We start from the raw sequence: 13,552 nt of genomic DNA, 5'->3' as shown, positions 1-13,552 counted from the left end.
GTGAGTGAAAGTTCCGAGGCAACCATCTTGCTAAACGCTGGCGACAATGTCGCAGTGGCGCGCCGTTCTATACCGGCCGGCGGCGTGACAGGGCGAGGTGACTTAAAAGCACTTGATCTGATTGGGCGAGGGCACAAGGTTGCACTGAAATTCATCCGGTCAGGCGAAGACGTCCTGAAATACGGACAGGTCATCGGTATCGCGACCCAGGACATCGAGCCCGGGCGGCACGTACATCTTCATAACCTTGCGATGGTTCCGTCCGAGCACGCTCACCAGTTCAGCGTCGATATCGAAGAGAAGGGCATGCTGCCCGAAGCCGGTCGCCGCACCTTTCTGGGTTACGATCGCGGTCTGGGTGGTGTCGGTACGCGCAATTACATTGGCGTGATAGCTTCCGTGAACTGTTCCGCCACGGTGTCCCGTTACATCGCTGATTATTTCAACAAGCAGGGCGGGCTGGACGGTTTCGACAATGTGGATGGTGTCGTTGCCTTGACCCACGGCGGCGGCTGCGCACTCAATACCAAATCCGAAGGCTACCGCCTGCTGATCCGCACCATTCAGGGATATGCTCGCCATCCGAATTTCGGCGGTATTCTTCTGATTGGCCTTGGCTGTGAAACCAACCAGATCGCTCCGATCCTTGAACATTACAAGATGGAGGAGGGCGAGCGGCTGCGGACCATGACAATCCAGCAGCATGGCGGCACGCGCAAGACGATTGACGCAGCGATTTCCGAGATCAAGGCGATGCTGCCGATCGTCAATGCCGCAAAACGCACCGAACAGCCGCTATCGAAACTGAAGGTGGCGCTGGAGTGTGGCGGCTCCGATGGTTATTCCGGCATTTCCGCCAATCCGGCGCTGGGATACGCCTCCGATCTGATCGTACGCAACGGTGGTACCACCGTGCTGTCTGAGACGCCTGAGATTTATGGTGCCGAGCACCTTCTGACACGCCGGGCTGTCACGCCGGCCGTTGCCGAAAAGCTGTTGCAGCGGATTGACTGGTGGCGTGACTACACGGCACGGAACGGTGATGAGCTGAACAACAATCCGTCCCACGGCAACAAGCTGGGCGGCCTGACCACCATTCTTGAAAAGTCACTGGGTGCTGTCGCGAAAGGCGGCTCCATGCCATTGAAAGCCGTCTATGAATTCGCGGAAACCGTGACTGAGCAAGGTTTCGTCTTCATGGACACGCCCGGTTATGATCCTGTTGCCGTAACAGGCCAGGTGGCAGGCGGCTGCAACGTCATCTGTTTCACTACTGGACGTGGCTCCGTCTCCGGCTTCAAACCGTCACCCTGCATCAAGATCGCAACCAATTCCGAAATGTACGAACACATGAAGGAAGACATGGATCTGAACTGCGGAGAGATCGTGACGGGTGCTGAGACCATTGAAGAATCCGGCAAACGAATTTTCGAACATATCATCGCAGTGGCCTCCGGCGAGAAAACCGTCAGCGAGATTTATGATTACGGCGACAATGAATTCGTGCCGTGGCAGGTCGGTGCCGTGACATAACGTTTCATGTGAAACACTGACCATAAAAAAGGCCCGAAGAGCGATCTCCGGGCCGTTTTCATTTTGGGTATCAGTGCTTAGTGACGGAAGTGGCGCATGCCAGTGAATACCATCGTCACATTGTGCTCATTTGCGGCGTCGATGACTTCCTGATCGCGCATCGAGCCACCCGGCTGGATAACCGCTGTTGCCCCTGCAGCGATGGCGGCCAGAAGGCCGTCTGCAAATGGATAGAAGGCTTCCGAAGCGACTGCCGAACCCTTGGTCAGCGGCTCGGCAAGACCCATGGCCTTAGCAGCGTCTTCCGCCTTCTGCGCAGCGATACGGGCGGAATCAACACGGCTCATCTGGCCTGCACCGATACCAGCCGTCTGACCGTCTTTCGCGTAGATGACAGCGTTCGACTTCACGTGCTTGGCGATCTTGAAGGCAAACTTCATGTCTTCAAGTTCCTGTGGCGTCGGCGCACGCTTGGTAACGACCTTCAGATCCAGATCTTCGACCATGCCATTGTCGCGGCTTTGAACCAGAAGACCCCCAGATACGGTTTTTGCCGTAATACCAGGCGCGCGAGCATCCGGCAGGCCGCCTGCCGACAGGAGGCGCAGGTTCGGCTTTCTTGCAACGATGGCCTTTGCCTCTTCGGTGACGTCGGGTGCGATAATCACCTCGGTGAAAAGCTGGATGATCTCTTCCGCCGTTTCGGCATCGAGCGTGCGGTTGAGCGCGATCACGCCACCGAATGCAGAAACGGGATCGCATGCCAGCGCGCGCTTGTAGGCGTCAAGGAGTGTAGAGCCGGTCGCAACGCCACAAGGATTGGCGTGCTTGATGATGGCCACTGCGGGCGCGGTTTCCGGCAGAAACTCCGCAACGAGCTCATAGGCTGCATCGGTATCGTTGATATTGTTGTAGGAAAGCTGCTTGCCCTGAAGAAGCGTTGCCGTTGCAACACCCGGACGTTTCTCGCCGGTCAGATAGAAACCAGCGCTCTGGTGCGGGTTTTCGCCATAACGCATCTTTTCTTTCAGAACGCCGCCGACTGCGCGGTAGTGCGGTGTCTCGATTGACAGAGCCTCAGCAAACCAGTTGGAAATGACAGCATCGTAAGCGGCGGTACGGGCATAGGCCTTCGCTGCAAATTTCTGGCGCAATGCATAGCAGGTCTGACCATCATCCGCCTGCAACGCTTCCAGAAGTTCCGGGTAATCGCTGGGGTCTGTTACAACAGTCACATAAGCGTGGTTCTTGGCCGAGGCGCGGATCATCGCCGGACCGCCAATGTCGATGTTTTCAACCGTCGTCGGGTAATCGCCGCCCTTGGCGCGAACCTCTTCGAACGGATAGAGATTGATAACGGAAAGATCGATACCCTCGATGCCGTGCGCGCGCATGGCTTCCACATGGTCGGCGTCGTCGCGAATGGCAAGAAGGCCACCATGAACATTCGGGTGCAGCGTCTTGACGCGACCGTCCATGATCTCCGGGAACTTGGTAATATCCGACACATCCGTGACGGGCAGGCCAGCTTCAGCAATGGCTTTGGATGTTCCGCCCGTCGACAAAAGCTTCACACCAAGTTTGACGAGTGCGCCCGCCAGTTCGATGATGTCTGTCTTGTCCGAAACGGAAAGAAGTGCGGTGCGAATTTTCACCTTATCGGGGGCGGGGATTTTTTTGGAAGCGACGGCCATCGGGCTTACTCCGTGATGGGTGGAGGACAGGCCGGAGGCGATTATCCGGCGGTTGCCGCCGCGTTAACACAGCTTGCCGGATTAATAAACAGCACTAAGCCTTTCGTTCGATGATCCAGCGAATTTCGCTGGTTTTCGCAAGGTTGAAGGCAATTTCAATCTGCTGTGAGGGACGGATACCGGACGCGTCTGCCATGAAAATGTCGTCAGACACAAAGAGCTCCAGACCTGGGGCAGTCAATAGCCACGTCGTACCATCCGCTGCCTGCATATAGACCGATTCCTCGTCTTCCTGATGAAGCTGTATATGCGGATGAATATGGAACCTCGACACGGCGGCGATGCTCGGCATTCTCGCCGCATCATCTTCAAGCCGCAGCGCATCACGACCTTTGATTTTTGTACCTGTCGGGTTGAGCTCAATTTCGCGCTCGTGAAACAGTCCGAAGGACTTCAGATATCCGTCATGTGATGCCCGTAGAACGTCATTGCCGTTCGCCTTGCTGCGCAGCGTTTCAACATGGCTGACGCCAGATACCATGATGGGGCCAAGCAGACGCGACCGTGACAGGCGGCACGATGACGTATCTGCGAGTGTGACCGTCGAATGGGCGGCAGTCGAACGGCTGGCGGCCTGAAACTCAGGTGCAGCGTTCCTTGGAAAACCTGAATTGACGATAAAGCGGTTCCGGCCGCAGGACATTTCGAACGACAGACAACCGGCATGGGCATTGCGCGACAACTCCGATGAGCCGGGATAACCGGTATCGACGATGATCACCGTCTCGTCTTCTGCAAGCCGATGATAGGCGACGTCAGGGAGGAGTTTTGAGGGTTTTCCCGATGTCTCGTCATAGCGCAACACAGAGACAAGTTCATTCGCGAGTGTCGCCGTTGCTCCGTTAAACAGCGCAAGGTCGCCGCCCTGATGGCGGAAGAACCGGATAGCCGGAAACATGCGATCCACTGCAGGAACCAGGCCGGGCGGCAGATCATGGCCCAGATTGATATAGCTTTGGCGAAGCGGCAGAAGGTCGAGCAACAGATCCAGCATCACCCGCGGATTGCGTGAAACATGTCCGCCATCGGGAAGGATCTGCCGCTCCAGTTCCTGAGCGAGCTTCCTTCCACTGCGCGCAATTTTCGACGCTCGCGTGGGAATGGTGATCGAAGCCATGGCCAGAGCTATTCTTATTCGCAGCCTGATTTCGCCATCGGGCACGTGCTTGGCGATGCGATCGAGATATCGAACGTGGAAAGACAGGCTTTTCAGAAAGCGTCGATAAAAACCGGCATCGGCCTCATTGAGGACAACAGGAGAATGCGAGAGCCAGGCGATCAACCGCTGTGCAGCAATATCCGGTGACCAGGCAATCCCACTTGTCCGCTTCCCGCTGACCGACATCCAGTCAGAGACGATCCGGCGCGCTCTTGCACATGCTTCACCAGACTTACTGGCCCGCACGTGTCGCAACCAACTGAAAGCGTTCAACCGCTCTTCGAAAACAATTGAGGGGCACTCGAGCTGGAAGGGCGAGGCACCGCCAGTTTCCAGAACACGTCCCGCAAGACCAATCCGGCCATGCAACAACTCTTCGGCGAAATATGGATCAATTGCGCGAAGATCGGTTGGTGCCGCTACAAGACCATCAGGACTGCCATTTGCCAGACGCAATGTGTGGATATGCAACGGCGCAAGACCGATGCACACACGACGATATATCATGCGCGAAACGAGACCGGCGGCGCTCATGCCACCTGCAAAAGACCCTAACAAGCTGTGTTTCCCGTTTCACATGTTTTATTTTTGTCAGTGAACCGCGACGACCGGAACGCTATCTACAATTTTAAAATGATTCGCCAAAAGCTTGGCGCGTTTCTACTTTTTACGCAAGACGCTGCTAAAAAACCCGTCTACTCCACCGAACATATCTGGGGTTGTACGCAAATCCCCATTGGCGGTGATGGCCAGCTCCATTCCAGGCCAGTCTTCCTTGCGCGCAGGCACACGCTCAAAATCCGGATTTTCTGCAAGGACCGCCTCAACCATGGCCTCTCCCTCCGAAGGATCGAGAGAGCAGTTTGAAAAGGCGACGAGACCGCCGGAATTTACCAGTGTCAGCGCATGACGAAGCATCTGCCCCTGAAGCGATGCCAGTTTTGCAATATCGGCCTCATCCTTGGTCCAGCAAACGTCAGGATGTTTGCGCAAGGTACCAGTCGACGAACACGGAGCGTCCAGCAGAACCGCATCGAAGCGATCCTCCGGGTTGAACTTCAGCATGTTGGCTTCGACGGTTTCGGCCGTGAGGCCCAGTCGTGTGAGATTTTCTTTCAGGCGCTTTAAGCGATTGGCGGATTGATCGAGCGCCGTTACGTGCGCGCCCGCCAATGCCAGTTGCGCAGTCTTGCCACCAGGCGCCGCACACAAATCGGCGACGCGCTTACCGGCAATGTCCCCCATAAGCTTGACGGGCAAGCTCGCTGCCAGGTCCTGAACCCACCATTGACCATCAGAAAATCCCTCGAGAGACGGTATCTGCCCCTCGAATTCGCCAAGGCGAACGCTGCCATTGGGAAGGACCGTCCCACCGAGCTTCTCCGCCCATAGTGCAGGATCACTCTTGACCGTCAGGTCGATGGAGGAGGGCGTCAATTGCGCCTCGGAGATCCGCGCCGCAACTTCGGAACCATAAGCCTCGACAAGCCTCTGGAAGAACCATTTCGGCAGGACAGGGACTTCGGAGATGGCTTCGATGATTTCCGACTTCTCTCTGCCAAGCCGTCTCAGGACCGCATTCACGAGCTTGACGAAACGCTTGTTGCGGGGATCTCGGTGTGCTTGCTCGACAGCGAGATCAACGGCGGAATGATCCGGTACGTCGAGATAAAGCATCTGCGCTGCCCCAACCACAAGCACATGATGCAGGGAACGAGCGCCCTGGGGGAGTGGCCCGTCCAGCAACATGGAAAGAGCGGCCTCGATACGCGGGAGGTGACGGAGAGCACTGTTGACGATTGCACGGACCAGAGCGCGGTCTGCTATGGACAAAGAGCGATAGACCGGATTGCCATTTTCAGAATCCAGCATTCCATCCAGCGATGTCTTTTTTTCAAGAACGGCTGCAAGGATACGGGTTGCTGCGATACGAGCGGAAAGGCCCGGCTTATCCTGGAAAGACGAAGGGCCGTCTTCACGGCCCCCGAAACCTGCCGGTCTTGCTTTGTTACGCCGCGCCGGCTTTTTTTCTACGTCAGATGTCAAGACCAGGGTCCCTTACGCTCGTTTTCATTACCGCGCCCCCAACCGGTGGTCGGCACAGAACGTGATTTGCGCAACGGCTTATCACTGGACGCCGGTGCAGTCGATCCTCGCGTACCAAACTCTTGTGCCATCGCATGGAGGGCAGCAACGCGGTTTTCGGTATTCGGGTGGGTCGAAAAGAGGTTATCCATTCTTTCGCCGGATAACGGATTGATGATGAACATATGCGCTGTTGCAGGATTACGTTCGGCATCGTCGTTATGAATGCGCTGGGCCATGCCCGCGATCTTCTGCAGCGCAGATGCCAGCCAGAGCGGATTGCCGCAAATCTCTGCACCCCGGCGATCAGCTGAATATTCGCGTGTACGGCTGATCGCCATCTGAACCAGCATGGCTGCCAAAGGCGCGACGATCATCGCCACGATCACACCGATGAAACCCAACGGATTGTTGTTGTTCTCGCGATTTCCACCAAACAGGAAAGCAAAATTACCAAGCATCGAAATAGCACCGGCCAACGTGGCGGTAATCGTCATCGTCAACGTGTCGCGGTTTTGAACGTGGGCCAGTTCATGTGCCATCACGCCGGCGACTTCCTCTGGCGTCAAACGCTCCAGCAATCCCGTCGAGGCGGCGACGGCAGCATTGTCAGGATTTCGACCTGTTGCAAAGGCGTTGGGCTGCGGGCTGTCATAAATATAGACCTTCGGCATGGGCAGGCCTGCGTTGTGCGACAGGTCGCGGATCATATGGAAAAATTCAGGCGCATTTCGCTCATCCACCTCCTGGGCGCGATAGGCTGAAAGAACCATCTTGTCCGAGTTCCAGTAAGAAAACAGGTTCATACCGGCAGCGATAAGCAGCGCGATCATCATGCCGCCTTTTCCGCCGATCAGAAAACCGACACCCATGAACAACGCGGTCATAAACGCCAGAAGCATTGCCGTGCGCATCATGTTCATCCGTTTAATTCTCCTTCTGAGGCAACAAAGACATACCGGGGTTTATCAAACCCGTTTCATTATATAATCTGGTGGGTAATCGAAGCATTTCAATATCCCGTCATTGTGAAGGAAATCCATGCAGAGCGCCGACAACGACAATAGCACACACGTGGGCAAGAAGCTTTCACCCGCGGCAGAACGAGCCCTCCAGGAAGCCGAGGAACGACGCAAGCAACAGGCTGAGATGCAATTGCCTCCTGAAACCGGAGGGCGCGGCGGCGCTGAGCCGGTTCGATTTGGTGACTACGAAATCAACGGCCGAGCAATCGACTTCTGAGATCGTCAAAACGGAACCAAAATAAAAAATCCCGCTAGAAGCGGGATTTAACATTTAAATCATATAGTTAGACTTATTTTTGCTCGAGAAGCCGACATACAGCTTCCAACTGCTCAAGAGTGCGGTAACTGATCTTAATTTGACCTGCACCTCCCTTGTGGTTGATCTTGACATCTAGGCCAAGCGCATCCGACAGGCTACGTTCAAGAGCAATCGTATCGGAATCCTTCTCGCCCGAGGAACGTTTTTCCTGAGGTTCACCTTGCGACTTGATATCGTTCTGCGCCAGACGCTCCGCGTCGCGAACAGAAAGGCCTTTCGATACAATCGTTCTTGCCAAAGCTGCAGGGTCCGACGTCGAAACGAGCGCGCGTGCGTGTCCGGCGGACAACGATCCATCCGAAAGCATGTCTCTAACCGGGTCAGGCAGCTTCAGAAGGCGAAGGCTATTGGCGACGTGGCTTCTGCTTTTGCCGATGATTTCACCAAGATCGTTCTGGGTATAACCATGTTCCGCAATCAATTGCTCATAACCCATCGCCTCTTCAAGCGGATTGAGGTCTGAGCGCTGAACGTTTTCAACAATCGCCAGTTCAAGAGCAGTACGATCGTCGACATCGCGAATGATAACCGGAACTTCGGTAAATCCAGCCAGTTGTGCGGCACGCCAGCGACGCTCACCAGCGATGATTTCATAACGGTTGGCCGAAACGGTACGAACGACAACCGGCTGAACAATACCGTGCTGGCGAATGGACGACGCCAGATCCTGCAGTTCATTTTCATCGAAATGACGTCGCGGGTTTCGCTGGCTACGAGCGATAAACTCGATTGGAATTGTCCGATCGGCGCTCACTGTACGCTGCGGCTCACCAACCGGAACCGGCTGATCCATTTCTCCGATCAAGGCTGCAAGGCCGCGGCCGAGGCGGCGTTTGGAAAGATCATCACTCATAGAAACTTACTCCATACATTCCGTCGAAAGCTTACGCTGCCTTGCGCAAACGCTCTCTCTGAATCACCTCGGACGCCAACTGCAGATAAGCCTGGCTGCCAGCGCATTTGAGGTCGTAAAGGATCGCGGGCTTACCATATGACGGCGCCTCAGACACACGGACATTGCGGGGAATGAGCGTATGGTAGACTTTTTCCCCGAGATGCGTGCGGACATCGCTCACAACCTGCTGAGCAAGATTGTTGCGCGCATCAAACATCGTCAGCACAATACCCTGAATATCAAGTCCCGGATTTACCGAGCTGCGGATCTGACTGACAGTGTCGAGCAACTGGCTGAGACCCTCAAGGGCAAAGAACTCGCATTGCAATGGGACAAGCACGGAATGCGCCGCAGACATCGCGTTCATTGTCAGCAAGTTGAAAGAAGGCGGGCAATCCAGAAGGATGTAGGAGTATCCTTTTGCCTCTTGCGTTTCCAGTGCGGTTCGCAAAAGGAAAACTCGGTTGGCTGCATTGGCCACCTGCATTTCAAAACCAAGCAAGTCCATCGTTGATGGGATAATATCCAGATTGGGAACAGCCGTAGGAACAGCAACTTCGGCAACGGAGTTATCACCAACGAGAAGATCGTAAGAGGATAGCTTGCGCTCCTTACGATCAATACCGAGACCCGTGCTGGCGTTTCCCTGTGGATCGAGATCAACGATCAGAACTCGTTCCCCGATGGCTGCCAATGCCGTCGCGAGATTGATAGCAGTGGTTGTTTTTCCAACGCCACCCTTCTGATTTGCGACTGCAATAATCCGGTTTTTATCGAAAATCATACCGCACCTGCCTTGGTTGTCAGCCCTTCAAAGCGAGGTTGCTGATCTCAAGCACAACAGAATCTGCCTCAATGGCACTACGGTGTTTTACCAGATCGAATTGCCAGCGACTACGCGCTTTCTGCACTTCTGATTCGTAATCCCGGCCTTTATTCAAATATGCGCGTAAATTTGGATTCCGCGACGCCCATGGATGAATATAATCAAACAGCAGATCGAGCTCAGCGAGTGCACGCGCGGATATGACATCGCAACGTTGAATGGTTTCTGGAGCTTTTTCAATCCGAACCGGATGAACAGCGCCCCGTGCACCGGTTTCTTTGAGAGCGATCCGCAAAAAGGCAGCCTTTTTGTTATTGCTTTCAACGAGATCTACCCAGCCGTCATTCAGCTCCGCAAGAAATATTGCGGTGATAACGCCGGGAAAGCCACCGCCGCTTCCTAGGTCTACCCATCTTTTCGGTTCAGGAGACAACTGGAAAATCTGAGCACTGTCCGCCACGTGCCGGCTCCAGAGCTCGGTCAGGGTCGACGGGGCGACAAGATTGGTGGTTTTGTTCCATTTCTTGAAAAGCTCGATAAAAAGCTCAAGCCGCTCCTGTGTTTCACGTGAAACACTTTGGCCGTTTATCTCCATCGTCAGACTCGCTATTGGTGCAAACGCAACTTCTGGCTTTGCGCGTCCGAGGACTTCCGCAAAAGGGCGAGCAGCAGCGATATCGCAGCCGGCGTCATTCCGTCAACACGAGCCGCCTGTGCAATATTCTCCGGGCGCGCTTTTTCCAGCTTTTGTTTCAGTTCGTTAGAAAGGCCGGATAAAGACTGAAAATCGAAATCTGCGGGTATCTTTCTTTCTTCGTCGCGTTTTATGTCGATGATGTCAGCACTTTGACGCTGCATATAAACCGCGTAGCTAGCCTCGATTTCCAGAATTTCGGCAGCCTTAGAGGACACGCTGTTCAATTCAGGCCAATGCTGCTTGAGATCGCTGAGCGAGATATCGGGGTAAGCGAGCAATTCATAAACCGATCGACGCTGTCCGTCCTGGTTGAGTTTCAATCCCTGCTTTGCAGCTTGCGAAGGGCTGATCGACAGCTCCTTCATCAACTCGCGCCCACGACCAAGTTCGTCAACGAAACGCGCGTACCGCTCTGAACGATCTTTTTGAACGATGCCCGCAGCCATGCCTTGAGGAGTTAGCCGAAGATCCGCATTGTCGACACGAAGCGATAAGCGGTATTCCGCTCTGGATGTGAACATGCGATAGGGTTCGGTGACGCCTTTCGATGTGAGATCATCGATCATCACACCGATATACGATTCCGTGCGGCTGAAATACACTGGCTCAGCGTCACTTGCGAGGCGCGAAGCATTCAATCCAGCGACTAGTCCCTGCGCCGCAGCCTCTTCATATCCTGTTGTACCGTTAATCTGCCCAGCCAGGAAAAGACCGGGGATTTTCCGGCATTCCAAAGATGGCTTCAGTTCTCTCGGATCAACATAGTCATATTCAATTGCGTAACCAGGTTGAAGGATAGTCACGTTTTCCAGGCCGGGAATGGTACGGATGAACTGTTCCTGTACCGAGGCGGGCAGGGATGTCGAGATCCCATTCGGGTATATTGTGTGATCATCCAGCCCTTCCGGCTCGAGAAAGATCTGATGGCCATCTCTCTCTCCAAAACGGGTGATCTTGTCCTCAATCGACGGGCAGTAACGCGGACCTACGCCCTCGATCTGGCCTGAGTACATCGCTGACAGATGTATATTGTCTTGAATGATCTTGTGCCCTGCCGGCGTCGTTCTTGTCACACCGCATTCGATCTGTGGGTTGACGATTCGATCTGTCATGAATGAAAAGGGAACAGGTTCCTCGTCCGCGCCCTGACGGTCAACTGCATCCCAATTGATGCTGCGTCCATCGAGCCTGGCTGGAGTACCGGTTTTCAAACGCCCCATGTTAAGTCCAAGCCGCGATAGGGTCTGGGAGAGTCCCAGAGACGGCTTCTCACCGACGCGACCGGCCGGTATCTTTTCGGAACCGATATGAATGAGGCCGCGCAAAAACGTTCCGCTGGTCAGAACAACAGCGCCACATGGAATCCGGCTACCGTTTGCCATGACAACGGCCGACACTCGCCCACCCGTCATGTCTATGTCGAAAGCATCCCCTTCAATCACGGTCAGGTTGGCAATACTGGAGATTTCGCGTTGCATCGCCTCTTTGTATAGACGGCGGTCCGCTTGCGTTCTCGGTCCACGAACAGCCGGTCCCTTCTTGCGATTGAGCATGCGAAACTGAATTCCACCTGCGTCGGCAACACGACCCATCAGCCCGTCCAGAGCGTCAACTTCGCGTACCAAGTGACCTTTTCCCAAACCGCCAATCGCCGGATTACAGGACATCACTCCGATCGTATCACGCTTGTGCGTGACCAGCGCCGTTCGAGCACCAAACCGGGCGGCCGCTGCGGCGGCCTCACTGCCGGCGTGGCCACCACCAATAACGATGACGTCAAAAGACTGATCCATGCACTTAGCCTCATATCCAACAACAGATCAGACAATTTGTCTGCAGATGTTTCACGTGAATCATTTACCGATGCAGAATTCCGAAAATATGACGCCGAGCAATTCTTCGACATCTACTCGTCCGGTAATCCGCCCAAGTGATGTCGCCGCCAGCCTAAGGTATTCGGACCGGATCGCCAGGTCCGCAGCTTCGAAATTGAGCGCATCACTAACATAGTTCAGCGTCTCTTCAAGTCGTTTTTTATGCCGCGCCCTTGCCGGCGCCAGCGTATGCGATGATCCAGTTCGTTTTTCGATCTCAAACTTAATTCGCGACCGAAGGTCATCCAGACCGCGACCATCTTTAGCAGAAATCGATAGGTCAAATTCATTCTTGTCTATCTGCGTAAGAAGATCGAGTTTCGTTCGAACATCCAGGCACGGAACATCCTTAAACCGATCGTCAAATTGTTTCGATACCGAATCGTTGTCATGCAATGCAAGGATGAGGTCAGCGGATGCCGCCGTGGAAACCGCCCGCCGGACACCTTCCTGTTCGACAACGTCTGCGGTTTCACGCAATCCTGCCGTATCGAACATTTTGACCAAATAACCATCGATGTTCATATCGACCGTCAGAACGTCACGCGTTGTTCCAGCGATATCTGTCACAATAGCAACGTCTCGTCCGCTCAATGCATTCAGAAGCGTTGACTTTCCAGCATTTGGCTCGCCAACCAAAGCGATCCTAAATCCGTCGCGTATGATTTCGCTGCCTTGCCCACGCTCGAGATGTTCGGATATTTCACGTTTGAGCTGCGCGACGTTGAACCAGACCTGATCTGCAACAGAATCTGGCACGTCCTCCTCGTCAGCAAAATCAAGTTCCGCTTCGATGAATGCGCGAGCACGTGTCAGGCGCGTGGCCCAGCCATCATAAAGAGCTGAGAGACGGCCTGTGCTCTGTTCCACAGCGAGCCGACGCTGCATTTCGGTCTCGGCCTGCAGAAGATCAGCCAGACCTTCCACCTCGACCAGATCCATCTTTCCGTTCTCAAAGGCGCGCCGCGAGAATTCACCCGCTTCTGCCGGTCGAATGCCTTGGTTTCGTTGCAGTTCCTCAAAAATCGAAGCAACGACTGCGCGACTGCCGTGGCATTGTATCTCGACGCAATCCTCACCCGTGAAGGAGTTCGGCCCAGGAAAGACCATGACCAGCGCCTGATCAATCACGTCAGCGTTTCGGTTACGAATCGAACGCAGCGTGGCCTTTCTGGGCGGCACAGATACATCGCCAATCAATGCCGAAAGGGCAGTGAACGCAATCGAGCCGCTTACTCTGAGCACCGCCACACCAGCCGGAAGCGCACCGCTGGAAAGAGCGAAGATCGTGTCATTGGAAGAGGTCATTTCACACCTGTGATCCAAAAAGGGAAGCCGCACCCGTTGGAAACGGACGCGGCTTTTGTAACACTGAAATGAATCCG

Annotated in this window: 11 protein-coding genes; 2 read left to right on the top strand and 9 right to left on the bottom strand. The window is 54.7% G+C overall.

Translation table 11 applies throughout. From position 1 onward, the window contains the following. Complete coding sequence (locus HWX89_RS02550; RefSeq protein ID WP_138795142.1) at positions 1 to 1,533, top strand: UxaA family hydrolase; 1,533 nt, start codon at positions 1 to 3, stop codon at positions 1,531 to 1,533. 77 nt (positions 1,534 to 1,610) lie between these two features. On the opposite strand, the gene purH is transcribed toward HWX89_RS02550, so the two are convergent. From purH to htpX, 4 genes are all read right to left on the bottom strand, one after another. Beyond that, the gene (gene purH / locus HWX89_RS02545; protein ID WP_138795141.1) at positions 1,611 to 3,227 is read right to left on the bottom strand and encodes a bifunctional phosphoribosylaminoimidazolecarboxamide formyltransferase/IMP cyclohydrolase; all 1,617 of its coding nucleotides are present in this window, start codon (positions 3,225 to 3,227) and stop codon (positions 1,611 to 1,613) included. Between the two features lie 94 nt (positions 3,228 to 3,321). Beyond that, the gene (locus HWX89_RS02540; RefSeq protein WP_178340595.1) at positions 3,322 to 4,980 is read right to left on the bottom strand and encodes a heparinase II/III family protein; all 1,659 of its coding nucleotides are present in this window, start codon (positions 4,978 to 4,980) and stop codon (positions 3,322 to 3,324) included. Positions 4,981 to 5,106: 126 nt separating this feature from the next. Further along, the gene (locus tag HWX89_RS02535) at positions 5,107 to 6,492 is read right to left on the bottom strand and encodes an RsmB/NOP family class I SAM-dependent RNA methyltransferase (RefSeq protein WP_138795140.1); all 1,386 of its coding nucleotides are present in this window, start codon (positions 6,490 to 6,492) and stop codon (positions 5,107 to 5,109) included. Further along, positions 6,489 to 7,454, bottom strand: coding sequence for a zinc metalloprotease HtpX (htpX, locus tag HWX89_RS02530; RefSeq protein WP_138795139.1), 966 nt, complete (start codon positions 7,452 to 7,454; stop codon positions 6,489 to 6,491). The genes HWX89_RS02535 and htpX overlap by 4 nt, the downstream gene beginning before the upstream one ends. Positions 7,455 to 7,572: 118 nt before the next feature. Between htpX and HWX89_RS02525 the strand changes: the two genes are divergently transcribed. Beyond that, entirely contained in the window at positions 7,573 to 7,773 is a 201-nt protein-coding gene (locus tag HWX89_RS02525; RefSeq protein ID WP_138795138.1) for a DUF1674 domain-containing protein, read from the top strand. A 73-nt stretch (positions 7,774 to 7,846) separates the two neighbouring features. On the opposite strand, the gene HWX89_RS02520 is transcribed toward HWX89_RS02525, so the two are convergent. From HWX89_RS02520 to mnmE, 5 genes are read right to left on the bottom strand one after another with little or no spacing between them, the layout of a single operon-like run. After that, positions 7,847 to 8,728, bottom strand: coding sequence for a ParB/RepB/Spo0J family partition protein (locus tag HWX89_RS02520; RefSeq protein WP_138795137.1), 882 nt, complete (start codon positions 8,726 to 8,728; stop codon positions 7,847 to 7,849). 31 nt (positions 8,729 to 8,759) lie between these two features. Continuing rightward, entirely contained in the window at positions 8,760 to 9,554 is a 795-nt protein-coding gene (locus HWX89_RS02515) for a ParA family protein (protein ID WP_138795136.1), read from the bottom strand. A gap of 19 nt (positions 9,555 to 9,573) precedes the next feature. Next, the gene (rsmG, locus tag HWX89_RS02510) at positions 9,574 to 10,191 is read right to left on the bottom strand and encodes a 16S rRNA (guanine(527)-N(7))-methyltransferase RsmG (RefSeq protein ID WP_138795135.1); all 618 of its coding nucleotides are present in this window, start codon (positions 10,189 to 10,191) and stop codon (positions 9,574 to 9,576) included. An 11-nt stretch (positions 10,192 to 10,202) separates the two neighbouring features. Further along, positions 10,203 to 12,086, bottom strand: a complete 1,884-nt coding sequence (gene mnmG / locus HWX89_RS02505; RefSeq protein WP_138795134.1) for a tRNA uridine-5-carboxymethylaminomethyl(34) synthesis enzyme MnmG — start codon at positions 12,084 to 12,086, stop codon at positions 10,203 to 10,205. Between the two features lie 60 nt (positions 12,087 to 12,146). Next, the gene (gene mnmE, locus HWX89_RS02500) at positions 12,147 to 13,475 is read right to left on the bottom strand and encodes a tRNA uridine-5-carboxymethylaminomethyl(34) synthesis GTPase MnmE (RefSeq protein WP_138795133.1); all 1,329 of its coding nucleotides are present in this window, start codon (positions 13,473 to 13,475) and stop codon (positions 12,147 to 12,149) included. Between the last annotated feature and the right edge of the window lie 77 nt (positions 13,476 to 13,552).

The sequence above is a fragment of the Rhizobium sp. RM genome (assembly GCF_013390595.1).
Lineage (GTDB): Bacteria > Pseudomonadota > Alphaproteobacteria > Rhizobiales > Rhizobiaceae > Agrobacterium.
This window is presented reverse-complemented; position numbering and strand designations above follow the sequence as displayed.